This window comes from Actinoplanes sp. NPDC019969, from assembly GCF_055562375.1.
The window spans coordinates 409747-434620 of sequence record NZ_JBVHFK010000007.1 but is presented as its reverse complement, the minus strand read 5'-3'; the positions used below and the strand labels follow the sequence as shown (position 1 = coordinate 434620).

Annotated in this window: 19 protein-coding genes; 15 read left to right on the top strand and 4 right to left on the bottom strand. The window is 74.2% G+C overall.

Features of this window, described 5'->3' with window-relative positions; translation table 11 throughout:
- Positions 1-26 precede the first annotated feature (26 nt).
- The 4 genes from ACZ3II_RS23155 to ACZ3II_RS23140 all read left to right on the top strand — a co-directional run bounded on the left by ACZ3II_RS23155 (position 27) and on the right by ACZ3II_RS23140 (position 6093).
- Positions 27-3146 carry an AfsR/SARP family transcriptional regulator gene (locus ACZ3II_RS23155; protein WP_465519781.1) on the top strand — a complete coding sequence of 1040 codons (3120 nt, stop codon included), beginning with the start codon at positions 27-29 and terminating at the stop codon, positions 3144-3146.
- Between the two features lie 160 nt (positions 3147-3306).
- Complete coding sequence (locus ACZ3II_RS23150) at positions 3307-4257, top strand: ATP-binding cassette domain-containing protein (protein WP_465519780.1); 951 nt, start codon at positions 3307-3309, stop codon at positions 4255-4257.
- Positions 4254-5069: an ABC transporter permease gene (locus tag ACZ3II_RS23145; RefSeq protein ID WP_465519779.1), complete on the top strand. Its 816-nt coding sequence runs from the start codon at positions 4254-4256 to the stop codon at positions 5067-5069. Before ACZ3II_RS23150 ends, ACZ3II_RS23145 begins: the two co-directional genes overlap by 4 nt.
- A gap of 439 nt (positions 5070-5508) precedes the next feature.
- Positions 5509-6093 carry a peptidase associated/transthyretin-like domain-containing protein gene (locus ACZ3II_RS23140; protein ID WP_465519778.1) on the top strand — a complete coding sequence of 195 codons (585 nt, stop codon included), beginning with the start codon at positions 5509-5511 and terminating at the stop codon, positions 6091-6093.
- Between the two features lie 194 nt (positions 6094-6287).
- Here ACZ3II_RS23140 and ACZ3II_RS23135 read toward each other — a convergent pair whose 3' ends face one another.
- A complete protein-coding gene (locus ACZ3II_RS23135) occupies positions 6288-6938 on the bottom strand; it encodes a response regulator (RefSeq protein ID WP_465519777.1) in 651 nt (216 codons plus the stop codon).
- A complete protein-coding gene (locus tag ACZ3II_RS23130) occupies positions 6935-8167 on the bottom strand; it encodes a sensor histidine kinase (protein WP_465519776.1) in 1233 nt (410 codons plus the stop codon). The genes ACZ3II_RS23135 and ACZ3II_RS23130 overlap by 4 nt, the downstream gene beginning before the upstream one ends.
- A 111-nt stretch (positions 8168-8278) precedes the next feature.
- Between ACZ3II_RS23130 and ACZ3II_RS23125 the strand changes: the two genes are divergently transcribed.
- From ACZ3II_RS23125 to ACZ3II_RS23115, 3 genes are all read left to right on the top strand, one after another.
- The gene (locus ACZ3II_RS23125) at positions 8279-9091 is read left to right on the top strand and encodes an ABC transporter ATP-binding protein (RefSeq protein WP_465519775.1); all 813 of its coding nucleotides are present in this window, start codon (positions 8279-8281) and stop codon (positions 9089-9091) included.
- The gene (locus tag ACZ3II_RS23120; RefSeq protein ID WP_465519774.1) at positions 9088-11628 is read left to right on the top strand and encodes an ABC transporter permease; all 2541 of its coding nucleotides are present in this window, start codon (positions 9088-9090) and stop codon (positions 11626-11628) included. The genes ACZ3II_RS23125 and ACZ3II_RS23120 overlap by 4 nt, the downstream gene beginning before the upstream one ends.
- A 189-nt stretch (positions 11629-11817) precedes the next feature.
- Complete coding sequence (locus ACZ3II_RS23115; RefSeq protein ID WP_465519773.1) at positions 11818-12222, top strand: hypothetical protein; 405 nt, start codon at positions 11818-11820, stop codon at positions 12220-12222.
- Positions 12223-12238: 16 nt separating this feature from the next.
- Here the strand turns inward: ACZ3II_RS23115 and ACZ3II_RS23110 are convergent, their stop codons facing one another.
- Positions 12239-13405, bottom strand: a complete 1167-nt coding sequence (locus tag ACZ3II_RS23110; RefSeq protein WP_465519772.1) for an EAL and HDOD domain-containing protein — start codon at positions 13403-13405, stop codon at positions 12239-12241.
- A 225-nt stretch (positions 13406-13630) separates the two neighbouring features.
- Here ACZ3II_RS23110 and ACZ3II_RS23105 point away from each other — a divergent pair, with 225 nt between their 5' ends.
- The 8 genes from ACZ3II_RS23105 (at position 13631) to ACZ3II_RS23070 (ending at position 24059) form a co-directional block, all read left to right on the top strand.
- Complete coding sequence (locus ACZ3II_RS23105) at positions 13631-15178, top strand: long-chain-fatty-acid--CoA ligase (RefSeq protein ID WP_465519771.1); 1548 nt, start codon at positions 13631-13633, stop codon at positions 15176-15178.
- 134 nt (positions 15179-15312) lie between these two features.
- On the top strand, positions 15313-16590 hold the full coding sequence (locus ACZ3II_RS23100; RefSeq protein WP_465519770.1) for a hypothetical protein: 1278 nt from the start codon (positions 15313-15315) through the stop codon (positions 16588-16590).
- Complete coding sequence (locus tag ACZ3II_RS23095; protein ID WP_465519769.1) at positions 16587-17519, top strand: glutamate ABC transporter substrate-binding protein; 933 nt, start codon at positions 16587-16589, stop codon at positions 17517-17519. Before ACZ3II_RS23100 ends, ACZ3II_RS23095 begins: the two co-directional genes overlap by 4 nt.
- Entirely contained in the window at positions 17516-18730 is a 1215-nt protein-coding gene (locus ACZ3II_RS23090; protein WP_465519768.1) for a hypothetical protein, read from the top strand. Before ACZ3II_RS23095 ends, ACZ3II_RS23090 begins: the two co-directional genes overlap by 4 nt.
- The gene (locus ACZ3II_RS23085; RefSeq protein ID WP_465519767.1) at positions 18727-21021 is read left to right on the top strand and encodes a serine/threonine-protein kinase; all 2295 of its coding nucleotides are present in this window, start codon (positions 18727-18729) and stop codon (positions 21019-21021) included. The genes ACZ3II_RS23090 and ACZ3II_RS23085 overlap by 4 nt, the downstream gene beginning before the upstream one ends.
- The gene (locus tag ACZ3II_RS23080) at positions 21018-22130 is read left to right on the top strand and encodes a protein phosphatase 2C domain-containing protein (protein WP_465519766.1); all 1113 of its coding nucleotides are present in this window, start codon (positions 21018-21020) and stop codon (positions 22128-22130) included. The genes ACZ3II_RS23085 and ACZ3II_RS23080 overlap by 4 nt, the downstream gene beginning before the upstream one ends.
- Before the next feature lie 10 nt (positions 22131-22140).
- A complete protein-coding gene (locus ACZ3II_RS23075) occupies positions 22141-23406 on the top strand; it encodes a vWA domain-containing protein (RefSeq protein ID WP_465519765.1) in 1266 nt (421 codons plus the stop codon).
- Positions 23403-24059: an FHA domain-containing protein gene (locus tag ACZ3II_RS23070; protein WP_465519764.1), complete on the top strand. Its 657-nt coding sequence runs from the start codon at positions 23403-23405 to the stop codon at positions 24057-24059. The genes ACZ3II_RS23075 and ACZ3II_RS23070 overlap by 4 nt, the downstream gene beginning before the upstream one ends.
- A gap of 33 nt (positions 24060-24092) precedes the next feature.
- Here the strand turns inward: ACZ3II_RS23070 and ACZ3II_RS23065 are convergent, their stop codons facing one another.
- Positions 24093-24863, bottom strand: coding sequence for an inositol monophosphatase family protein (locus ACZ3II_RS23065; RefSeq protein ID WP_465519763.1), 771 nt, complete (start codon positions 24861-24863; stop codon positions 24093-24095).
- Positions 24864-24874: the final 11 nt, after the last annotated feature.

The window sequence follows — 24874 nt, the reverse complement described above, 5'->3', positions numbered from 1 at the left end:
CGGGCCGGGGCGGCAGAATCGGCGGCATGCGGTTCGGCATCCTCGGCCCCCTGCGGGTGGAACGCCCGGACGGGACCCTCGTCCCGCCGGGCGGCCCCCGGGTGCGGGCGCTGCTCGCGCTGCTCCTGCTCGACGCGGGCCGGCCGGTCGGCATCGACCGGCTGATCGACGGTCTCTACGGCGACGATCCGCCGGCCGGGGCGGCGAACGCCCTGCAGTCGGCGGTCTCCCGGTTGCGGCAGGCGCTGCCCGTCGAGTTCGGCCCGGCCGGATATCGGCTGGCGGTCCCACCGGAGACCGTCGACGCGCACCGGTTCGCGCGGCTCGCGGCAGCCGGGCGGCACGCGCTCGCCGCGGGCGAGACGGACCGTGCGGTGGAGCTGCTGAGCGAGGCGGTCACGCTCTGGCGCGGCGACCCCCTTGCGGATGTACGCGACGCGCCGTTCACCGCCGGCCACGTGACCCGCCTGACCGAGTCGCACGTGACCGCCCTGGAAGACCTCTACGAGGCGTCGCTGTCCCCGCCGCACGGCTCACCGGTCGCCGGGCTCCGCGATCTCGTCGCCGCCCACCCCCTGCGCGAGCGGCCACGGGCCCTCCTGATCCGGGCGCTCGCCGCGGCGGGACGGCAGGCCGAGGCCCTGACGGCGTACGAGGACGCCCGCCGGACCCTAGCGGAGGAACTCGGCGCCGACCCGTCACCGGAGCTCGCGGCCCTCCACGTGAGCCTGCTGCGCAACGGCGGCGCACCGGACCCGCCGGCCCGGTCCGGGGTGCCGGGCCAGCTGACCAGCTTCGTCGGGCGGGACGACGAGCTGTCCCGGGTGACGGGCGCGCTGCGTACCCGGCGGCTGCTGACCCTGCACGGACCGGGCGGCGCCGGGAAGACCCGGCTCGCCGCCGAGATCGCGGCCCGGCACGACGGCGACGTCTGCTTCGTGGAACTCGCCGGCACCGACGACGTGCCCACGGCGGTTCTGATCGCCCTCGGCCTGCGGGACGTGCCGCTGACCGGCGGCCCGGCATCCCGTCCACCGGCCCCGCGCGTCACCGAACGGCTCGTCGCCGCCCTGGCCGGCCGCGACCTGTTGCTCGTGCTGGACAACTGCGAACACGTCGTCGACGCCGCCTCCGCCCTGGCCGGGCGGCTGCTGTCCGGCGCCCCCGGCCTGCGGATCCTGGCCACCAGCCGGGAACCGCTCGGCATCACCGGCGAGGCGCTGTGCCCGGTCAGCGGCCTCCCGGTCCCGCCGGACGGCGACGGCGACCCGGCCGCCTATCCGGCGGTGCGGCTCTTCCTCGACCGGGCCGCGGACGTGGCGCCCGGTTTCACGCTGACCGCGGCGAACGCCGCCGCGGTCCGGCAGCTCTGCCGCACCCTGGACGGGTTGCCGCTGGCCGTCGAGATCGCCGCGGCCCGGCTGCACGCGCTGCCGGTCACCGAGATCGCCGCCCGGCTCGACGACCGGTTCCGGCTGCTGGCCGCGGGCAGCCGCACGGCCGCCGCCCGGCACCGGACCCTGCAGGCCGTCGTCGCCTGGAGCTGGGACCTGCTCACCGAACCCGAACGGGACGTGGCCCGCCGCTTCACCGTCTTCGCCGGCGGCGCCACCCTCGACGCCGTGGAGGCCGTCTGCGGTCCCGGAGCCCTGGCCGGGCTCACCGGGCTGGTGGCGAAGTCGCTGGTCGAACGGGACGGGGACCGGTACCGGATGCTCGAGACGATCCGGGCGTACTGCGCGGACCGCCTCGGCGAGTCCGGTGAGCGGGACCGGATGCGGCGGGCGCACGCGGAACACTTCCTCGCGTTCGCGGCGCGGGCGGACCCGTACCTCCGCGGGTTCGATCAGATCGCCTGGCTGAAACGTCTCGACGCGGACCGGGACAACCTGCATGCCGCGTTGCGGCGCAGCACGGCCGACGGGGCGCCGCACACGGCGTTGCGGCTGGTCTCCGCGCTGTCCTTCTACTGGTACGTGCGGGGGTCGCGCACCGAGGCGGCGGCACTGGCCCGGCTGGCGCTGGCGGCGAGCGGCCCCGAGCCGCCACCGGGACACACCGAGGCGTACGCGCTCAGCGTCTTCACCACGGCCCTCGACGCCGCCCCCGGCACCGAGCGGGTCGGCGCGCGCTGGGCCGGCTACATGCGGAAGCTGACATCGGTCCCGGCCCAGCCGTTCCTGCTCTACCTGTCGGCGATGGCGGTGGGCCCGCCGGACGACGACCTCGCCGACATCGTGGAACTCAACCGCCGGCTCCGGGACCAGATCGCCGGGGAACCGTGGAGCCAGGCCCTCGGGGCGGTCGGCGGCGGGTACATGCTGCTGTTCTCCGGCGCCGACCCGCGGGACGCCGAAGCCGAGTTCCGCAGCTCGCTCGACGGGTTCCGGGCCCTCGGGGACCGCTGGGGGACGATGCTCGCGCTGGCCGGCATCGCCGAGGCGGCGTCCTGGCGCGGCGACCCGGCGGCCGCCATCGCGCCGACCGCGGAGGCACTGCGGCTGGCCGGGGAACTCGGCTCCACGATCGACGTGTCCGACCTGCTGCGGGCACGTGGCCAGGCCCGCAAGGACACCGGCGACCTGGCCGGGGCGTCGTCGGACTTCACCCGGGCCGCCGAACTGGCCCGCACGGCGGGCGCGCCGGAACTCGTCGCCGCGGCACTGCTCGGCCTCGGTTCCGTCGCCCTGGCCCGGGGATCGGACGCGGGCTCCCTCTCCGAGGCGTCGCGGTACTGCCACGACGCGCTCGCCGCATGCCCGGCCGGCTGGTACAGCGCGGACGGCACAAGGATGGCGATCCTGGTCGTGCTGGGGCGGATCGCCGAGTTCTCCGGTGATCCGGTGGCCGCCGCCGCCCGGTACCGCGAGGTGTTCACGGTGCGCAGCGGCATGATCGGGTTCCAGGTGATGGCGGAGGCGCTCGACCGGCTCGCCGGACTGGCCGTCACCGCCGGGGACGCCGCCCGGGCCGCCCGGCTCCTCGGTGCGGCGCACGCCCTCGGCCTGCGCCCCGACCCGGAAGGCTCGGAGCCGGCGGCACAGGCGGCAACGGCGGCGCGGGCGGTGCTCGGCGCGCAGGCGTACCGGGAAGCTCTCGCCGAAGGCATGTCCCTCACCCCCGCCGAAGCGCTCGCCCTGCCCTGACCGCCCCCAACCGCATCTTCCCTGCCGCCTCCTCCCGGCCGCGGTTTCGCGGCCACCACCTCCCGGACCGCATCTTCCCGGCCCACCCTCTCCCGGGCCGTGGCCTGGGCTGTCAGCGGACGGTGCGCGGGCGGTCAGCGGGGCGCGCGAGCCTGCGAACATGACATTCACGATCGTGGCCGAAGGGCTGCGCAAGCGGTATCGCGGCACGCACGGCGTCACCGCGCTCGACGGGTTCGACCTACGGGTTCCGGCCGGCATCGTGTACGGGCTGCTCGGCCCGAACGGGGCCGGGAAGACGACGGCGGTGCGGGCGCTGGCGACCCTGATCGGCTGTGACGCCGGGCGGGCGGAGGTGGCCGGCGCGGACGTCCGGCGGGACCCCGAGGCGGTGCGCGAGCGGATCGCGCTGACCGGGCAGTACGCGGCGGTCGACGAGCTGCTCAGCGGGCGGCAGAATCTGGTGCTTTTCGGGCGGCTGTACGGGCTGCGACCGCGGACGGCCCGGCAGCGCGCCGACGAGCTGCTGGAACGGTTCGGGCTGACCGGCGCGGCCGGGCGGTCGGCGAAGGACTACTCGGGTGGCATGCGCCGCCGCCTCGACCTGGCGAGCAGCCTGCTCCGGCAGCCGCGAGTGCTGTTCCTGGACGAACCGACGACCGGACTGGACCCGCGCAGCCGCAACCAGGTGTGGGACGCGGTCCGGGGCCTGGTCGCGGACGGGACGACGGTGCTGCTCACCACCCAGTACCTGGAGGAGGCCGACCAGCTGGCCGGCCGGATCGCGGTGATGGACGCCGGGCGGGTGGTGGCCGAGGGCAGCCCCGACGATCTGAAGACGGCGCTCGGCGCGGACCGCCTCGACGTGGTGGTCCGGGACGCCGGGCGGCTCGGTGACGCGGCGGCCGTCGTCGCCCGGGTGACCGGCGGCCCACCGGACGTCGACCCGGACCTGCGGCGGCTGCGGGCGCCCGTCACCGACCGGATCGCCGCGCTGACCGGGGTGGCGGGGGCGTTGCAGGCGGCCGGGATCGCGGTCGCCGACCTCGGGATCCACCGGCCCACCCTCGACGAGGCGTTCCTGCACCTGACCGGGCGGGTGGCGGCATGAGCACCGTGAACCTCACGTCCCGTCGTCAGGCGCGCGGGCTCGGCGACGGGTGGGTGATGACCGGGCGGTACCTGCGGCACGTGGTGCGGGCCCCCGAGGAGATCGTCATCTACTTCACCCTCCCGATCATGTTCGTGCTGGTGTTCGGGTACGTGTTCGGCAGCGGCATGTCGGTTCCCGGCGGTGGCACGTACCGGGAGTTCCTGATGCCCGGCGTCTTCGTGATGACGATGCTGTACGGGATCGGCGCGACGGCGACCGGAATCGCGGTGGACGTCGGCCGCGGAGTCGTGGACCGGTTCCGGTCCATGCCGATGGCCCGGTCCGCGCTGATCACCGGGCGGGTGATGGCGGATCTCGCCCGGGCGATGCTGGAGACGACGGTCCTGGTGGTGTGCGGTCTGCTGGTCGGCTGGCGCTGGCACCACGGCATGTCGAACCTGCTGGCGGCGATCGGGCTGCTCCTGCTGCTGCGGCTGGCGCTGAGCTGCGTCGGGGTGGCGCTCGGCCTGGCCGCGCCCAACCCGGACACGGTCTCGATGATCGTCTTCCCGCTGGCGTTCCCGGTCAGCGCGGTCTCCAACGTCTTCGTCGCGCCGGAACTCATGCCGGGCTGGCTGGGAACGGTCTCCGAGTGGAACCCGATCTCGGCGACCACGACCGCGCTGCGGGACCTGTTCGGCAACCCGGGTCTGGGCTCGGACTCCTGGCCGGCGGAACACGCGCTGCTGCTGGCCGTCGCCTGGCCGGTCGCGCTGATCGTGGTGTTCGGCCTGCTGGCGGTGCGCCTCTACCGGCGGCTGGGGCACTAAGCCCCCGCGCCACGCCGTCCCCACCCGAGCCGCGCCGCTCCCCTGCGCGCCATGCCGTCCCCACCTGGCGCCACGCCGTTCCCACCGCGCACCACGCCGTTCCCACCGCGCACCACGCCGTTCCCACCTAGCGCCACGCCGCTCTCGCCTCGCGCTACGCCGTTCTTACCGCGCGCTGGGCGAGGGCTGCGGGCGGGTGGGTCGCGGCAACGAGCCGGTCCCGCCCGCAGCACCGCGCCGGGACCGCGCTCCGGCCGGGCGGTCCGGCGGGCCGGGCCCGGGGCGGCGGGCTCGGACTCTGCCACGCAGTGTCCTCCACCGGTGTTACGCAACGGCGTCGTCTTTTTCCACAGCGGACAAATCAGGCAAAAGCCCCCTAGAATGACGTTACTGCTGCGAAGATCAACTCGATTGACGTGATCAACAGCGGGGGTGGGCAGTGCGGAACGAGGACAGCGGCAGCACGCCGGTCATCAACAGGCCGGTGCCCCGGCCCGCTCATCGGGGCCCCCAGCCCGCCCACCTGCTGCTCGCCGAACCCGTCCCCGGCGGCGATCTGCCTCTCGACCTGGTCCGCCGCGACATCGCCGGCGACCGGCCCGGTGTACCGCTGATGCTGCGGGTCCGGGTGCTGCACGTGATCTCCGGCTTCCCCGTCCCGGCCGCGGTCGTGGACATCCGGCACCTGTCCCCCACCGGGGACGGCGAGTTGCGCGGCGCGCAGGTCACCGACATCGACGGGTACGCCGAATTCCGTACCGTCCACCCCGGCCGCACCCCGGGCGAACCCGTCCGGATCGACACCGCGGTGCACGTCGGCGGCATCCTGGCCGGCGGGCGGGCGATGACGTACGCCGGCCCGCTGACCGTCCCCGAGCAGATCGCCGGGCAGGTGACCCCCGGACCGGCCCCCGCCACCGAACCGCTCCCCGTCACCGGCGGCATGCTCACCGTCGTCCCCCGCGACCGTTTCGACGTGACCGCAGGCCTGCTCGCCACCGTCACCATCACCGTCGGGGACTGATCAGGACCCGGCGCCACCGGCTCGCGGAGGTGAGCGGGCCGTCCCGTACCGACGCGCTGACCGGCCCGCCGAAACGCCCGCGCGTTCCGCGAGGCCACCGACGACGAGATCGACCGGATGCGGGTCGCCGGCGGCCCGCTGACCGCCGCCTACGTCGATGTGGGCGGCTTCAAGCCGATCAACGACACGCCCGGTCAGCCGCGTAGGTACGCCAGCACGGCACGGACCCGCCGGTGGTCGCCGGCGTCCGGTGGCAGGTCGAGCTTGGCGAGCAGGCTGCCGATGTGCTTGGCGACCATCGCCTCGGTGACCACCAGGACCTGGGCGATCGCCGTGTTCGACCGGCCCTCGGCCATCAGCGCCAGGACCTCGTGCTCACGTGGGGTGAGCCGGCTCAGCGGGCCACGCTGCCGGCTGACCATCTGCCGGACCACCTCGGGGTCCACCACCGTCCGCCCGGCCGCCACCGCCTCCAGCCCCTGGACGAACTCGGTGACCTCGCCGATCCGGTCCTTCAGCAGGTAGCCCACGCCGGCCCCGTGCATGGTGTCGATCAGCTCCGCGGCGTAGGTCTGCTCCACGTACTGGCTGAGAACCAGCACCGGCAGGGTGGCGTCGGCGGCCCGCAGCTCGATCGCCGCCTGCAGGCCCTCGTCGCTGAAACCGGGTGGCATCCGCACATCGGTGACCACGATGTCGGGCCGCTCCCGCGCGACCGCCTCGCGCAGCGCGTCCGCGTCACCGACCGCGGCGACCACCTCGTGCCCGAACCGGCGCAGCATCCCGGCCACACCCTCCCGGACGATCAGCCCGTCCTCGGCGATGACGACACGCAGCCCGCTCATGCCCGCACCGGAATCTCCATGCGCACGAGGGTAGGACCCCCGGCCGGGCTGGACAGGGTCATCGTCCCGTCCAGCACCGCGAGCCGGTCGGCGAGCCCGATCAGCCCCGAGCCACCCTCCGGGTCGGCCCCACCCACCCCGTCGTCCCGCACCTCCACGACCAGCCGCTCCGCTCTGACACGTGCGCTGACCACGGCCCGCGTCGCCGCGCTGTGCTTGACCACGTTGGTGAGCGTCTCGGCCACCACGAAGTAGGCGGTCGCCTCGACCGCCGGCGGAAGCCGGCCGGGCAGCCGCATCTCGACCTCGACGGGCAGCGGCGCGACCGAAGCGGCCTGCCCGACGGCCGCGGCCAGGCCCCGGTCGGTGAGGACCTGGGGGTGTACGCCGCGGATCAGCTCCCGCAACTCCGTCAGCGCCTCTTTCGCCAGCTCGTGCGCGGCGATGAGCGGCTCCTCGGCGGCTGAGCCCGTCGGCACCTCGAGCCGGGCCATGCCGAGCTGGATGCTGAGGGCGACGAGCCGCTGCTGCGCCCCGTCGTGCAGGTCACGCTCGATGCGCCGGCGCTCCACCTCGAAGGCGTCGACCAGCCGGGCCCGGGACCGGGTCACCTCGGTCAGCCGGGCGTCGTCGTCGCGCGGGGTGAGCATGGCCCGGACCATCGCGGCCCGGGCGCCGGCCCAGGCCATCACCGGGTAGATCAGGACCGGCGCGCACAGCAGCCCCAGGAAGGTGCCCGGCAGGGTGCTGGACAGCGGCTCGTCCTGGATCGTCAGCGGCGCCCCGACCGAGGCCGACAGCAGGAAACCGACGCCGCCCAGCACCAGCAGGTCCAGCCAGCAGAGCAGCGCGGCCGCCAGTGCCGCGTAGAACAGCTCCCGCCACGTCGCCTCCTCCCGCAGCCGCAGGTTGACCCAGGCCCGCAGCCCGGCCCGCGGCGGCGGCTGATGCGGGTCGGCCAGCTCGTCGAAGTCGACCAGGCGCAACCGGACCCGCTCGATCCGGGCGACCACGATGCCGGACAGCAGGCAGGCCAGATAGCCGCCGATGCCGACCACCACCGCGAGCAGCAGAGTGCCCGCGACCAGCAGCGCCACCACCGCCGCGACGGTGGCCGCGCCCAGCAGCGCGCCGCTCGCCAGGTAGGCGAGCGAGCGCCACGGCCACGACGATCGCATCAGCACGAGCGGTGGCAGGGCGAGCGCTTCGAGGGCGGTTCTGGCCTGCATGGGACGCCACGGTACCGGCCGGGAGGGCCGCTGTCGGTAGTGCTGGATATACCAACGAGTGTCCATCCCGCACGACTGTGCCGGGGCCGCCGGGACGGTTGGCTGGACGGCATGACGGATCACGACACACCAGCGGTCGAGCTGCGCGAGGTCAGCAGGACCTTCGGGACGGGTGAGCGGGCCGTGACGGCGCTCGACCGGGTCGGCGCCCGGTTCGCGCCGGGCACCTTCACCGCGGTCATGGGCCCGTCCGGGTCCGGCAAGTCCACCCTGCTCCACTGCGCGGCCGGGCTGGACCGGGCCACCGGCGGCGAGGTGATCATCGACGGCGTTCCGGTCGGGGGCCTGAGCGAGCGGGCCCTGACCCGCCTGCGCCGCGCCCGCGTGGGTTTCGTCTTCCAGGCGTTCAACCTGGTGCCCGCGCTGACCGCGGCGCAGAACGTGGCGTTGCCGCTGCGTCTGGCCGGGCGGCGGCCGGAGCGCGGCGAGGTGGCCGCGGTGCTGGCCGAGGTCGGCCTGGCGGGCCGGGCGGCGCACCGGCCGTCCGAGCTGTCCGGCGGCCAGCAGCAGCGGGTCGCGATCGCGCGGGCCCTGGTCACCCGGCCGGCGGTGCTCTTCGCCGACGAGCCGACCGGCGCGCTCGACGCGACCGCCGGCGCCGCGGTGCTGCGGCTGCTGCGGGCGGCGGTCGACCGGCACCGGCAGACCATCCTGATGGTGACCCATGATCCGCTCGCCGCCGCCACCGCGGACCGGGTGCTGTTCCTGGCCGACGGCCGGGTCGTCGACGAGCTGGCGGGTTCGGCCGGGCCGGAGCGGATCGCCCTGCACACGGCCCGCCTGGAGGCCGACGTCACGCGGCACCCGGACACTCGCACCAGCGGTTCCGGCACGCTGGACGCGAGCGCGGCGGTGACCCGGTGAGCGCGGCCTGGGCCATGGTCCGGCATCGTTTCCCGAGCTTCGCCGGCACGTTCGTCGCGGTGTTCCTGGGCGTGGCCGTCGTCGCCGGCTCGGCCACGCTCTACCTCAGTTCGCAGCCACAGGCCCCGGCTCGCTACGGACAGTCGCCGGTGCTGGTGACGCCACCGGACCCGGAGACCGGCCGGACCGGTGACCGCCGGGCGTGGACGGGGCCGGAGGCGGCAGCCCTCGCCGCGCGGCTCGGACGACTGCCGGGGGTCTCGGCGGCCGTCGCCGATCCGTGGTTCTACGTGCAGCGGCTGCGGGCGGGCCGGGCGACCGGCGACGCCCAGGCCGCGCTCACCGACGGGCACGCCTGGTCGTCGGCGGTGCTCGGCGGCTACCGGCTCACCGCCGGGCGGGCCCCCAGCGGACCCGGCGAGGTCGCGGTCGCCGACCCGGCCCCCGGCGCCACCCTCGACGTTCTCACCTCGACCGGCCCGGAGAAGTGGCTGGTCACGGGCACCCTCGACGGGCCCGGCTTCTACGTGGCGGACGGCGAGGCCGCACGACGCGCCTCCGGGGTCCACGTCATCGGCCTGACCCTGTCCAGCGACAAGCCGACGACGACCGGCCCCGCGTCGGCCGGCGGTGTGCGGGACGCCGCCGAGGCGGTTCGGGCCGAGGTCGGCGCGGAGGGGGTCGCCCGGGTCGGCGCTGACCGGGATGCGCTGGAGCCGGACAGTGTCACGCGGATCCGCTGGCTCGGGGCGCAGTTGCTGATCGCGCTGGTCATGCTGGGGGCGTTCGCGACCGTCTTCGTGGTGTCGTCGACGTGTGCGCTGAGCGCGGCGCAGCGCCGCCGGGAGCTCGGGCTGCTGCGGGCGATCGGTGCGACCCCGGGACAGGTGCGCCGGTTGATGTACGCCGAGACGACCCTGATCGCGCTCTTCGCCGGACTGCTCGGGGCCCCGGCCGGAGCGGCCGCCGCGCCACTGCTGGCCCGGCCGATGATCAGCACCGGTCTGGAGCCGGCCGGATTCACCGTCACCGGCCAGCCGATCGCCCTGGCCGGCGCGATCCTGCTGGGGCTCGTCGTGGCACTGGCCGGGGTGACCGCTGCCGCACGCCGGGCCAGCCGGATCCCGCCGCTCGACGCGCTGCGTGAGGCCGCCGCCGATCCGCGGGCGATGACCCCGGCCCGGTGGGTGGCCGGGCCGTTGTGCGCGGTCACCGGCGCCGGTCTGCTGGCCGCCGTCCCCGCGCTGCCCCTCGAACTGCAGTCGACCGCCGGCCTGGGAGCCGCGATGCTGCTGCTCAGCGCGGCCGCGATGCTGTCGCCGGCGCTGATCGTCCCGCTGGTCCGGGTGGTGGCCCGGCCGTGGCGGGACGGCGCGGTCGGCATGCTGGTCCGGGAGGGCACCCTGACCGGGGTCCGGCGGGTCGCCTCGACCGCCGCGCCGGTGCTCGCCACGGTCGGTTTCACGGTGCTGCTCGCCGGCACGGTGGCGACGGCGGAGCTGGCCGTCGGGATCGACGAGTCCGCGAAATACCCGGCCGGCTCGGTGCTGGTCCCGGACGGCACGCCCGGCCTGTCCGCGGCGGCGGTCGCCGCGCAGGGCGCCGAGCCTCGCCTGTCGACCCGCCTCCTGATCACCCACCGCGACGTGACGAGGGGCGTCCAGGCAACCGGTGCCACCGATTCGCACCGCGGCCCCACCAGCTCCTCGAACGAACGCGACGACGGCGGCAAGCCCGGCACCGGCGGCAATGCGGTGACCGACGGCAGACCCGGCACCAGCGGCAAGGCGATGGCCGACGGCAGACCCGGCACCGGCAGCGAAGCGGTGACCGACGGCAGACCCGGCACCGGAACGAACCGTGACCGCGCCGGCGGGGCGGGGTTCGTGGCCCTGGACCGGTACACGGCGGCGGAACTCGGCGCCCGCGCCGGGGACGTGGTGCGGGTGCGGTTCGCGGACGGCGCGGCGGCGTCGTTGCCGGTCCGGGCGGTCGGGGCGGAGGTCACGGTGCCGCTGGAGCTGGTCCGCCGGCACGATCCCGACGCGCTGACCGGGCTGGTGGTGCTGCGGAAGGACGCCGTGGCCGTCGCGGGCGGGCGGGTCCTGCCGGTCCACGAGTACGTGCGGGAGGAAGTGGGCGAGGAGGGACGGCTGGTCGATCTGTTCCTGGTCGCGTTGATCGGGCTCACCGCCGGGTACACCGGGATCGCGGTCGGGAACACGCTGCTGATGGCGACCGCGGCGCGGCGGCCGGAGTTCGGGGCGCTGCGGCTGGCCGGGGCGGGCACCGGGCAGGTGCTCCGGGTGGTCACCGCGGAGGCGTTGCTGGCCGTGCTGGCCGGGGCCGCTCTCGGCACGCTGGTCGCGGTGATCTCGCTCGGCGGGATCCGGGCCGCGTTCGAGGCCGAGACCGGCGCGGACATCGCCCTGGTGGTCCCGTGGACGATCACGGCGGCGGTGACCGCGATCTGCGCGGCCCTCGCCACCGCCGCCGCGGCCGTCCCGGTCCTGCGACGAAGCCGCGACGATGGGTGAGCCCGAAGGGCCGGAACGGCCGCCGAGACGCGGGATGTCGGGGGTGGAGACGCCCGGTTGCGGACCGGGCGGGAGGATATTTCATGATCTTGGTCAGGGCGGCCGCACACCCGGTTTCACCTGGGGTTCCTGCGGGCGACCGGAAGGTTCTAGGCTGACCCGAACGCACCAGGGCAGGGGGCCGCAACGATGCGCCATGACACGCGGCAGGACGACAGCGGGCACGCCGGGCGCCGGAGACTTCTCTGGACGCTGGTGGGGCTGCAGGCGATGCTGGTCGTTCCGGCGGCCTGCCTCTGGCTGGGGCCGGCCAGCACGGCGGCGGCCACCGCCCCGGAGCCGGATCTCGGCGCGGGGCTGGTCGGGTTGCTGCTGATGGTCTCGGGGCTGCCGTGGTCGCTGTTCGTCTGCCTGCTCGACAACAACTACGGGCTGTTCGACAGCGGCGCCCGCGACCTGTTCGTGCTCGGGCCGGCCCTGCTGAACCTGGCGCTCACCGCCTGCGGTGTCTGGTGGACCGGCCGGCACCCGGTGACCGGCGCCGACTGGGAGGTCGTCGAAGGAGACCGGGAGGACGCCGAGCCGCGCCTCTGAGCGGCAGGGCGCCGGGTCAGGCGGGCTTGCGGCCCAGTTTCGTGGCGGGCGGGTTGAAGCGGTGCGCGGCCGTCAACGTACGCGTCGACCACCGCATCGCGTCGAGGGACAGGCCGGCCAGGTCGCCGCTGCCCCACTCGCCGTCCTCGTAGGCGCGGACCGCCCGCAGCACCCCGCCGAGCCGGCCGGTGCCATGGGTGAGCGCGTCGGAGACCTCGGCGGTCAGCGGCAGCTGCTCGGTCATCGCCGACGGGGTCATCGCCATCAGCCCGGCCATGCCGGTGACCAGCCCGGCCACGAAGGCGGCGCCCGGGTCGGCGCCGAAACGCGACGCCAGGTTCTCGCAGAGGCGGGCCTGGGTCAGGACGGTGAGCAGCTGCTCCTCCGGCGCCTCGGCCACGTCGTCGACCACCATCAGGGTGGCCCAGCGCCGGATCCGGGTGAGGCCGACCAGCATGACGGCCTGCCGGACCGAGGAGATCCGGCTGACCACGCCGGCGGCCACCGAGTTGCTGACCCGCAGCACGCGCAGGGCGAGCGCGGGGTCGCTGACGATGATCGCGGTGATCTTCTCGAGGGGCACGTCCGGGGACATGAGCGCGGCGACGAGTTCGAGCCGGCGCAGCCGGGACGGCGACAGGCTGGGCGTGCTGAGCACCTGGGGGCGGCTCAGCGCGTACCCCTGCCGCAGTTCCATGCCGAAGTGGTCGGCGATGGCGACCTGGTCGGCCGTCTCCAGGCGTTCGGCGACGAGCTGGATCGCCGGGTGCTCGCGGCAGGCGGCGACGATCTCGCCGAGCCGGCTGAGGTCGCCGTCGAGAAGATCGAGTTTGACGTACGAGGCCAGCCCGAGCAGCCGCTCGTGCCCGGAACCCCAGACGAAGTCGTCGAGGGCGATCTTGTAACCGGCCTCGGCGAGGGCGGTCAGCCCGGCGATCACCTCGTCGTCGACGTCGACCGTCTCCAGCACCTCGAGCACCACCTGTTCCGGGCCGAACGGCAACGGCAGCCGCCCGGTCACGAACTCGCGGGTGAGGTTGATGAAGCACGGCCGGTTGCCGGCCACTTCAGCGATTCCGAACTCGGTGAACGCGTTCACCATGACGGCGCTGGTGGCGTAGGTGTCCTGCCGCCCCGACGCGACGTCGTCCATACGGCCACGGAACAGCAGCTCGTAAGCCACGACGGCGCCTTGAGCGTCGAAGATCGGCTGACGGCCCACATGTACCGCATCCAACACCGGGATTCCCACGCCGGTGCCATCGGCAACAACGGGCCGGACCTAAACAAAGGCGCAAGGAAACAAAGACGAAACGAGGGGTTCCACCGACCCCGGTGCGCATGCTGGGATGGCGAAACAGCGGTGGAGACCGCCGTCACAACTCACCGGTAAGAAGGGTTCCACCACATGCTCAACCTCTCCGTTCTCCTGGAGGACAGCGCTCGCCACCACCCGGAGCGCGCGGCGGTGGTGCTCGGCCCGCAGCGTCTGACCTACGCGCAGGTGAACGCGGCGGCGAGCCAGGTGGCCGCCCTGCTCACGGCGCGGGGCATCCAGCCCGGCGACAAGGTGGCGCTGACCTGCCCGAACCTGCCGTACTTCCCGATCGTGTACTACGGCATCCTCAAGGCCGGCGCGGTGGTCGTACCCCTCAATGTGCTTCTCAAGGGCCGCGAGATCGCCTACCACCTGAAGGACTCGGACGCCAAGGCGTACTTCTGCTTCCAGGGCACTCCCGAGCTGCCGATGGGCGCCGAGGGTTTCGCCGGCTTCACCGAGGCCGAGGACGCCGAGCACTTCTTCCTGATCACCGCGGACCCGGCGGCCGCCTCGCCGATCGAGGGCGCGGAGACGCTGGGCGCGGCGCTGGCCGGGCAGCCGCCGGTGTTCGAGACGGTGCAGCGGGCCGAGACCGACCCGGCGGTGATCCTCTACACCAGCGGCACCACCGGCCAGGCCAAGGGCGCCGAGCTGTCCCACTCGAACCTGGTGCTGAACGCGCTGACCTGCAACCGGCTGTTCGGCACCCAGCCGGCCACCGACACGCACCTGCTGGTGCTGCCGCTGTTCCACTCGTTCGGCTCGACGGTGAACATGAACGCCGGTTTCGCGACCGCGGCGACGCTGGTGCTGCTGCCCCGCTTCGACGCGGCGGCGGCCGTGCAGCTGCTGCAGAGCGAGGACGTGACGTTCTTCGCGGGTGTCCCGACGATGTACTGGGGCCTGCTCAACGCTCTCGGCGACGGTGTCGACGTGGAGCGGATCGCCCGGAACATGCGGGTCGCGGTGTCCGGCGGCTCCAGCCTCCCGGTGGAGATCATCAAGGCGGTCAAGGAGCGGTTCGGCGTCACCATCCTGGAGGGGTACGGCCTGTCCGAGACCTCGCCGGTGGCCACCTTCAGCGACCCGCACAGCGACGCCCGGCCCGGCTCGATCGGCATCCCGATCTGGGGCGTCGAGGTGAAGCTGATCGACCAGGAGTGGAACGCGATCGACAACCCGGACGAGATCGGCGAGATCGCGATCCGCGGGCACAACATCATGCGCGGCTACTACGGGCGGCCGGAGGCGACGGCCGAGGTGATCCGGGACGGCTGGTTCCGCACCGGTGACCTGGCCCGCCGGGACAAGGACGGCTTCTACTACATCGTCGACCGCGCCAAGGACATGATCATCCGGGGTGGCTTCAACGTCTACCCGCGGGAGATCGAGGAGGTCCTGCTCACCCACGAGGCGGTGTCCCTCGCCGCGGTGATCGGGGTGCCGCACGAGAGCCACGGCGAGGAGGTCAAGGCGTTCGTGATCCTCAAGCCGGGCGCTTCGGCCACCGAGGAGGAGCTGGTCGCCTGGGGCAAGGAGCAGATGGCCTCCTACAAGTACCCCCGGATCGTGAAGATCGTCGAGGCGCTGCCCATGACGGCCACCGGCAAGCTGCTCAAACGCGAACTGAGCTGATCGACGCCCGAGGAGCAGGCGCCCGGCGGTTCCGCCGGGCGCCTTCCGTTCGTAAACTCCCGGACGACGCCGGTGATCCCTTGCATCCATGACGCACAGTGGACGTGCGACACCCCAGCGAGAGGGCACCTTCAGTGACAGCAGTTCAGGCGCCGTCCACGGCGGCGCTGCGACGACTCGCCGGCTTGCGGCACACCTCGCCCGGCCGTCTTCAGCTGCTGCTCGCCGTCCTGCTCGTGCTCGCCGCGCTGACCGGCCTGGTCGCCGGCCTGACCGCCCGTTCCGCCGCCACAGGCACCGCCGACCTGCGGGACCGTGCCCAGCCGCTGCTGGCCGAGGCGGAGACCGTCTATTCGGCGCTCGCCGACGCCGACTCCACCGCCGCGCAGGCCTTCATCGCCGGCGGCCTGGAGCCCCCCGCGCTGACCCGGCGTTACGACGAGAAGCTGAACGCCGCCGCGACCGCCCTGACCTCGGCGGCCCGCCGGGTCCCGGCGGACTCCGCGGCGGCCGGGGCGATCCGCGAGATCAACACCGGTCTCGGCGACTACACGGCGCTGGTCGCCACCGCCCGCGCCCTCAACCGGCAGGGCAAACCGGTCGGCGCGGCCTACCTGTCGACCGCCTCCCAGCTCAACCGGGACACCCTGCAGCCGCAGGCGGAGACGCTGTTCGCCGAGGCCCGCCGGGAGACCCAGACGGGGTACGCGGAGGCCCGCAGCTCCTGGTGGCTGATGCTGCTGCTGGTGCTGGCCGTGGCGCTGAGCATCGCGCTGATCGCCGCCCAGCTGCACCTGAGCCGCACCACCCGGCGCACGTTCAACGTGCCGCTGCTGGCCGCCTCCGCGCTCACCGTGCTGCTGGTGCTGGGCTGCGCCACCGTCTTCGCGCATCAGCGGGCCCAGTTGTCCGGCGCCGACCGGGACGGTTCGGCCCCGCTGGAGACGCTGGCCGGCACCCGGATCGTGGTGCTGCGCGAGCGGGCGAACGAGGCGCTCACCCTGGCGGCCCGGGCCGGGCACGGCAAGCTGGAGGACGAGTTCACCGAGCTGAGAGGGCAGGTCGCCTTCGACCGCCCGGAGCTCGACGACGTGGCCGGCCTGATGGACACCGCGGGCGGGCAGCACGCCGCCTACCTGACACTGCACGAACGGATCCGGGCGCTGGACGACAACGGCGACTACGAGGGCGCGGTGAAACTGGCCGTCAGTGACGAGACGACCCGGGCGTTCGACGACCTGACCGGCACGCTGGGCGCCGCCCTGGCCGACCGGGGGCAGGCCTTCGACGCGGAGATCCGGTCGGCCGGGCGCGGGCTGGGGCTGCTGACCGTGCTGGGCCCGCTGCTGGCGCTCGGCATCGCGGTGTTCGCGGCGATCGGCCTGCGGGCCCGGCTGGAGGAATACCGGTGAAACACCGTACCCTCCTCGCTCTCGCCCTGATGGCGCTGCTCACCGCCTGCACCGACGCCCCCGCTCCGGCGCCGGAGTCACCCGCCGCCCGGCCGTCGCAGCAAGCGGCGGCGCCGGCGGAGAAGGAGACCTGTGACCCGCGGGCCAGCTTCCGGCCCACGACCGCGTTGCAGATCCCCGCCGGCAGCTACATGAAGACCATCCGGGACCGGGGCCGTCTCGTCCTCGGCACCAGCCAGGACACCCTGCTGTTCGCCTCCCGCGACCCGTTCAGCGGGAAGATCGAGGGCTTCGACGTGGACATGGGCCGCGAGATCGCCCGGGCGATCCTCGGCTCCCCGGACAGGCTGGAGATCCGGGTCGTGCCGCGGGCCAAACGCATCGAGGCGGTCCAGAAGGGCACCGTCGACCTGGTCATCAACACCATGACGGCGAACTGCGCCCGCTGGGACCAGGTGGACTTCTCCACCGTCTATTTCGAGGCCGGGCAGCGGCTGCTGGTCGGCAAGGACGCGACGGCGCAGCGGATCGAGGACATGGGCGGGCGGCCGGTCTGCGCCGCCGCCGGCTCGACCTCCCTGGAGAACATCGGGAAGGTCGCGGTGAGCCCGCCGCCGGTCGCGGTGGCCCGGCCCGACTTCGGCGAGTGCCTGGTCGCGTTCCAGCGTGGCGAGGTGGACGGCATCTCCACCGACGACACCATCCTGGCCGGGCTGGAGGCCCAGGACCCGTACGCGAAGGTCGTCGGCCCGCCGTTCACCCAGGAGCCCTACGCTGTCGCGATCGACAAGAGCCATCCGGAGTTCACCCGGTTCGTCAACGCGGTCCTGGAGCGGATGCGCGGCGACGGCACCTGGGCGGCGCTGCACGCCCGCTGGCTGGGCGGTTCCGGCCCGGCCCCGAAGCCACCCGCGGCACGGTACCGATGACGGCCGCCCTGACCGCCGCCGACACCGAGCTGGCCCGGCTGGAGAGCGCCGTGGCCGCGATCGCCGCCAACCTGGTCGAGCTGGACCAGAACCCGGACCGCCAGGAGCTGGGCCGGATCAAGCTGACCGGCCGGACCGCGGCGGCGTGGGAGAACGCCAGCGACGCCCTGGCCCGGCTGTGGCAGGGGCACCGCCAGCTCACCGAGGTGATCGTGCAGGCCAAGGCGCTACGCGGGCAGCGCCGGATGAGCGACGCCGACCGGGCCGCCTATCAGCACGAGGTGCTGGGCAGCTCGATCACCCTGTCCACCGCGACGGTGCCGCTGGCGCAGCGCGGGCTGCTCGGCTCCGGGCAGATCACCTCCACGTCCACGCCCGCCGAGCTGCTGTCGGCGATGGAGTCCGCGTTCACCACCGCGGTCGCCGTGGTGACCCGGGCCGGCGACATCTGGCGCCGGGGCATGCCGGCCGCCGCCGAGGCCGCGGACGCGCTGCTGCGGGTGCGTGACCTCACCCGGCAGTCCGGGGCGGGCGGCCTGGCCGTGCAGGCGGACCGGCTGCTGGACGAGGCGGACCGGCTGCTCGGCGACCTGACCGGGACCCTGGCCACGGATCCGCTGGGCGCGGGCGCCGACCTGTCCGGTCTCGCCCGGGTCAGGGACCTGGTGGCGCGGGCGGACGCGGAGCGCACCTCGGCGGCCGAGTTGCGCGCCTCGCTGACGCAGCGGCTGCGCGACGCCCGCACGCTGCTGGCCGAGCTGGACGCGGCCCAGCGGGAGGCGGAGACCTCCCGGGAGGCGGTGGCCGGGCGTTTCCCGGAGACCCAGCTTCTCCCGGTACGGGCCACCGACCAGCGCCCCGAGCTCGCCGCGATCGACGCGCTCGCCGCCGCCGGCCACTGGGCCCTGATCAGCCCGCGCCTGTCCGCGTGGAACCGGCAGGCCCGGGAGCGGCTGGCCGCGCTGCGCTCCGCCCGCGCCCACCACACCGCCCTGCTCGCCGAGCGCAACGAGCTGCGCGGCCGCTTCGAGGCCTACCGGGCCAAGGCGCTCGGCCGCGGTCTCGGCGAGGACTCCCGGCTCGGCCCGCTCGCCGACGCCGCCCGCAACGTCCTGCACCAGGCTCCCTGTGACCTGGCGGCGGCCCGTGCCGCCGTCGACGCGTACCAGGACGCGCTCTCCGCCACCATCGCCGCCCGGGAGGCCCGATGACCAGCTGCCTGCGCCCCAACTGTTCCGGCACGATCGAGGACGGATACTGCGACACCTGCGGCCTGGCGCCCGCGCCGGTCACGACGCCGGCGGCGGCGCCCGCTGCGGCGACGGCTCCGGCCGGCGCCAGGTGCCTGCGGGCCGGCTGCCACGGCACGATCGAGGACGGATACTGCGACGAGTGCGGGCTGGCCGGGGTGAAACCTGTCGTCCCGGCGCCCCGGCAGGGCACCGCCGCCTCCTCCCGCAGCAGCGCGCTGTCCACCCGTACCCGGGGAAGTGGCCGCACCTCCGGCAGCTCCCGCACCGGATCGGCCCGCCGCTTCGGCGGTGGCCTGGTGGACATCGAGCCGGTCCGGACCGCGGACCCGGCGACCGCGGTGATGGCCGTGGCCGAGGTGCCGGAGTCGAAGCGGTACTGCGCCAAGTGCGGCAAACCGGTCGGCCGGGCCCGCGGCGACCGCCCGGCCCGCACCTCCGGTTTCTGCGCCTCCTGCGGCGAGGCGTTCAACTTCACCCCGAAACTGGCCAAGGGCGACCTGGTCGCCCGGCAGTACGAGGTGGTCGGCCCGCTCGCGCACGGCGGCCTGGGCTGGATCTACCTGGCCGTCGACAAGAACGTGTCGGACCGCTGGGTGGTGCTCAAGGGCCTGCTGAACTCCGGCGACGAGGACGCCCTGGCCGCCGCGGTGGCCGAGCGGCGGTTCCTGGCCGAGGTCGAGCACCCGAACATCGTCAAGATCTACAACTTCGTGGAGCACGAGGGCGCCGGCTACATCGTCATGGAGTACGTCGGCGGCAAGTCCCTCAAGGACCTGCTGAAGGAGCGCCGCGCGAACGGCAGCTCCGAGCAGCTGCCGGTGGACCGGGCGCTCGCCTACGTGCTGGAGATCATGCCGGCCTTCGGCTACCTGCACGACCGTGGCCTGATCTTCTGCGACTTCAAACCGGACAACGTGATCCAGTCCGGTGACCAGATGCGGCTGATCGACCTCGGCGGTGTGGTGCACATCGACGACGAGGACTCCGCGATCTACGGCACCGTCGGTTACCAGGCGCCGGAGATGGCGGCGCTGGGCCCGTCACCGGCCTCCGACCTGTACACCATCGGCCGGACCCTGGCGGTGCTCACCACCGACTTCCGCGGTTACCAGACGACGTTCGCCGACAGCCTGCCGGACCGCGGCGAGTTCGAGGTCTACCAGCGGCACGAGGCGTTCTACCGGCTGCTGGACCGGGCCACCCGCACGGACCGCGACGAGCGGTTCGCCGACGCCGCCGAGATGGCCGAGCAGATGCTGGGCGTGCTGCGGCAGGTGCTCGCCGCCGGCGGCACCCCGCACCCGGCGATCTCCCGGTTCTTCACCGCCGAGCTGCGCACCGACCTGCGCGACGACCGGGCCCGCTGGCAGGATCTGCCGACGCCGCTGCTGGATCTCACCGACCCGGCCGCCGGGTTCCTCGCCTCGATCACCGCGGCCGACCCGAAGACGGTGCTCGCCCAGCTGGCCGCCGCCCCGGTGCACTCCGAGGAGGTGGGGCTGCGGCGGATGCGGGCGCACATCGACGCCGGTGACGCCGAGGCCGCCGCGAAGGCGTACCGGGAGCTGGCCCCGGACTGGCGGGCCGACTGGTACGACGGTCTGCTCGCGCTGTCCACCGGCGACCACGCGCGGGCCCGGCAGCGGTTCGACGCGGTGTGGTCGGCGCTGCCCGGTGAGCTGGCCCCGCAGCTGGCCCTCGGGGTCACCGCGGAGCTGGCCGGGGACGCGGCGACCGCCTGCGGCTTCTACGACGTGGTGAGCCGGACCGACCCGGCGTACACGACGGCGGCGGCCGGGCTGGCCCGGTGCCGGCTGGAGAGCGGGGACCGGGCCGGGGCGGTGGAGGCGTACAACCGGGTGCCGGGCACCTCCTCGGCGTACCCGAGCTCGCAGGTCGGCGCGATCCGCGCGCTGGTCCGGACGCACCGCACCGCCGCTGTCGACGTGGACTCGCTGGCCCGTGCGGCGGAGCTGATCGCCCGTTTGGAGCTGGAGGCGGCACAGCTGGCGGCACTACGGTCGGAGCTGCTGGAGCAGGCCCTGAAGACCATCGGCGACGGTACGGCCATCGACCGTGACGTCCTCGCCACGGTGATCGGCGGCGCCCCGGCGGAGAGGCTGCCGGAACGGGACGTGCGGTTCGCGCTGGAGGCGGCGTACCGGGAGATGGCCCGGTCGGCGCAGGGCGCGGAGAAGATCCGCCTGGTGGACCTGGCGAACGCGGTACGGCCGCGGACGCGGACGTGAGAGAGGCGGAACCCGCACCGATGATCGTGACCGCATGTACGTCCTGCGAGGACGAGCGCGCCGCCGGCGCCACCTTCTGCGAGGCCTGCGGCCGTAAGCTGGCCGGCACCGTGGAGGTCGAGGCGCCGGCGACGGACGGCAAGGCGGAGTGTGCGCACTGCGGGGCGGCCGGCTCCGTGGGCGAGGACGGGTACTGCGAGGAGTGCGGCATGATGGCCGGACGATCGCGTGATCATCTCGAGGCCGACGGCGGTGTGGCCGGGGCCGCGGTCAGCGACCGGGGCCGCCGCCACCACCGCAACGAGGACGCGATGTGGCTGGCGGTGGGCGTGGACGCCGCGGACGTGGTGGTCTCCGACGGCGTCTCGGCGTCGTACGACCCGGACGCCGCCTCCGACATCGCCGTGCGCACCGCCGGTGAGCTGCTCGCCGGCGCCCGGCACCCGGATCAGCCGTGGGCCGCCGGCAACCCGGACGAGACCGTCGACCTGGAGGGCCTGGAGCAGCCGGTCGGCGCGGTCGGCCTGGCCGGGTCGGTGGCGCACGCGATCGCCGGGGCCGCCGCCGCGGTCGCCTCGCTGGCGCACACCGGCGATCCGCGCCGCGCCGCCGCGAACCCGGCCTGCACGATCGTGGCCGCCGCGGTGCGCGGCCCGCACGTCGGGTACGGCTGGGTCGGCGACAGCCGGATCTACTGGCTCGGCCCGGACGGCCCGGCCCAGCAGCTCACCGAGGACGACTCGTGGGCCACCCACGTGATCGCGCTCGGCGTCGACCCGGTGACCGCGATGAACGATCCGAAGGCGCACGCCATCACCGCCTGGCTCGGCGCCGACGCCGGGCCGGTGGCGCCGCGGGTCCGGTCGTTCACCGCCACCGAGCCGGGGCACCTGATCCTGTGCAGCGACGGCCTGTGGAACTACCTGCCCGACCCGGGCGATCTCGCCCTCGTGGTCCGTGACTGCCTGGCCGGCGCGACGTCGCTGCTGGGGGCGGCCCGGGCGCTGGCCGCGTTCGCGAACGCGGCGGGCGGCGCCGACAACATCACGGTCGCACTGGTGCCGGTGCGGCCGGCCAACGATCCCGAACCCGAGACCACCGAGGTTTAAGGAGTCCCGCGTGTCCTACTCCGCCGAGACGTTCCAGAACGAGTACCTCGCCCTGGGTGCGAGCGAAGTCAACGCGATCGTGACGGTCACGTCGACCGGTGGCGACGGCGGCCGCCGGTCCGGCGGCGCGACCGAGATCATCATCGTGGACGCGTCCGGGTCGATGCAGGCGGAGGGCCGCATCGGCGCGGCCCGCCAGGCGGCCAAGGCGGCTGTGGAGTGCCTCGACGACGGCGTCCACTTCGCGATCATCGCCGGGGTCAGCACCGCCCAGCAGCTGTTTCCGGACCCGGGACAGCTGGCCGTCGCCTCCCCGCAGACCCGGGCGGCGGCGTCGCACGCGATCGACCGGCTGCAGGCCAACGGCGGCACCGCGATGGGCGCCTGGCTGCTGCTGGCGGCCCAGCTGTTCGAGCAGCGGCCGGGCGACATCAAGCACGCCATCCTGCTCACCGACGGTGACAACGGCGAACGCCACGGCTATCTGGACAGCGTGCTGAACCAGATCAAGGAGAAGTTCATCTGCGACTGCCGCGGCGTCGGGGCGAACTGGAAGGTCTCCGAGCTGCGCAAGATCGCCGACAGCATGCTGGGCACCGTGGACATCGTGGCCCGGCCCACCGAGCTGACCGCCTCGTTCCAGCAGATGATCACCGCGGCGATGGGCAAGACCGCCGCCGACGTGCAGCTCAAGGTGTGGACCCCGGTGAACAGCACGGTCCGGTTCGTCAAGCAGGTGGAGCCGCAGGTCGCCGACCTGACCGGCAAGCGGGTCGAGGACGGGCCGCGGGCCGGCCGCTATCCGCTGGGCTCGTGGGGCCAGGAGAGCCGCGACTACCACATCTGCGTCGACGTGCCGGCCGGCGCGGCCGGTGACGAGATGCTGGCCGCCCGGGTGCACATCATGGAGGGCGACACCGAGCACGCCCGCGGCCTGGTCCGTGCGGTGTGGACCGACGACACCGCGCTGTCCACCCGGATCAACCGGCAGGTCGCCCACTACACCGGGCAGGCCGAGCTGGCCGACGCGATCCAGGCCGGCATCGCGGCCCGGGAGGCCGGCGACGAGCGCACCGCGACGATCAAGTTCGGCCGGGCCGCGCAGCTCGCGCACGCCAGCGGCAACAAGGCCACCGAGGACCTGCTGTCGAAGGTGGTGGAGATCGACGACGCGGTGACCGGCACGGTCCGACTGCGCCGCAAGGTCGCCGCCGAGGACGAGATGGCCCTCGACACCCGGTCGACCAAGACGGTGCGCGTGGGGCGGGGGCAGTGAGCGGCACGTACTCCTGCCCGAAGGGCCACATCTCCGGCGAGCCGGACTTCTGCGACACGTGCGGGACCCGGATCGAGGGTTCCGCACCGCCCGCGGTCCTGATCGAGGCGCCACCCGCCGCCGTCCCGGAGACGCCCAAGGAGAAGTGCCCGAACTGCGGCTATCCGCGCAGCGGTCCGTTCCGGTTCTGTGAGGACTGCGGGTACGACCACAGCACCGGCCGGGTCCCGCAGATCGAGGCGCCGCCGGTCGCCGTCCCGGCCGGCGACTGGACCGCGACGATCGCCGCCGACCCGGCGTACTTCGCGCTCAACGACATCGACGGCGTGACGTTCCCGTCGCAGGCGGTCCCGCAGACCGTGACGCTGGCCCCGCCGCAGGTGCGGATCGGGCGGCACAGCACGTCCAAGGGCACCACGCCGGAGATCGACCTGGCCGCGCCGCCCGCCGACCCGGGGGTGTCGCACAACCACGCGCTGCTCACCTTCACCGTCGACGGCGCGTGGCTGGTCTCCGACGTCGGCTCGTCCAACGGCACCTGGATCAACGACGAGGAGCAGCCGCTCGGCGCCGGGGCCTCGCGCACGCTCAAGGACGGCGACCAGGTGCACGTCGGCGCCTGGACGACGATCACCCTGCACGCCCCGGTGTGAGGAGGGGCCGTCCCGTGCGGGACGGCCCCTCTTTCACAGCTGCTTCAGGGCGGCGTCGCCGAGTTCGGCGCTGCGGCTGAACAGGGACGCGCCGGAACCCGGCGCGGTCCGCCCGTCGACGCCCCGGTAATCGCCGCCGGCCTCGGTGACGATCAGTGACGTGGCGGCGAAGTCCCAGATCTTGCCGCCGGTCTGCAACGCCAGGTCCAGGTCGCCGCGAGCCACCATCAGCGACGGCTGCACCGGCCACTGCCGCTCGTCGGCGGCGGCGATGAACGTCTCGAACGGCTCGCGGCCCCAGTGCGGCACCACCCCGAGACGGGCGCCCGTCACCTGGTCCGGCCCGTCGGCGGCGACCTGGATGCGCTTCTCGTCCACGATCCGCCCGTCGCGTGCCTCCGCCTCCCAGGCCCCTCCCCCGCGCACGGCCCACCAGATGCGGTGCTGCGCCGGGACCATCGCGACGCCGACGGTGATCTCGCCCTGGTCCTCCAGGGCGATCAGGACCAGCCAGCGGTCGTCGCCCTCGACGAACAGGTGGGTGCCGTCGATCGGGTCGATGATCCACCGCCGGCCCTCGGTGCCGGGTGTCTCGCCGTGCTCCTCGCCGAGGATGGTGTCGCCGGGCCGGGCCGCGGTGAGCACCGCCCGGATCCGGTCCTCGACGGCCCGGTCGGCGGCGGTCACCACGGTGCCGTCCTGCTTCAGCTCCCGGGGCAGCCCGGCGAGCGCCGCGAAGTGCCGGAGAGCCTCGGCCGCGCCGGCGAGGGCGGCCTCCTGTGCCAAGTGAAGGTCGTCTGCCACGTCACCCATCC

Coding starts and splice junctions, on each gene's coding strand:
- ACZ3II_RS23145 (WP_465519779.1), top strand. CDS start 4,254: ATGAGCACCGTGAACCTCACGTCCCGTCGTCAGGCGCGCGGGCTCGGC.
- ACZ3II_RS23125 (WP_465519775.1), top strand. CDS start 8,279: ATGACGGATCACGACACACCAGCGGTCGAGCTGCGCGAGGTCAGCAGG.
- ACZ3II_RS23115 (WP_465519773.1), top strand. CDS start 11,818: ATGCGCCATGACACGCGGCAGGACGACAGCGGGCACGCCGGGCGCCGG.
- ACZ3II_RS23090 (WP_465519768.1), top strand. CDS start 17,516: ATGACGGCCGCCCTGACCGCCGCCGACACCGAGCTGGCCCGGCTGGAG.
- ACZ3II_RS23150 (WP_465519780.1), top strand. CDS start 3,307: ATGACATTCACGATCGTGGCCGAAGGGCTGCGCAAGCGGTATCGCGGC.
- ACZ3II_RS23130 (WP_465519776.1), bottom strand. CDS start 8,167: ATGCAGGCCAGAACCGCCCTCGAAGCGCTCGCCCTGCCACCGCTCGTG.
- ACZ3II_RS23105 (WP_465519771.1), top strand. CDS start 13,631: ATGCTCAACCTCTCCGTTCTCCTGGAGGACAGCGCTCGCCACCACCCG.
- ACZ3II_RS23085 (WP_465519767.1), top strand. CDS start 18,727: ATGACCAGCTGCCTGCGCCCCAACTGTTCCGGCACGATCGAGGACGGA.
- ACZ3II_RS23135 (WP_465519777.1), bottom strand. CDS start 6,938: ATGAGCGGGCTGCGTGTCGTCATCGCCGAGGACGGGCTGATCGTCCGG.
- ACZ3II_RS23155 (WP_465519781.1), top strand. CDS start 27: ATGCGGTTCGGCATCCTCGGCCCCCTGCGGGTGGAACGCCCGGACGGG.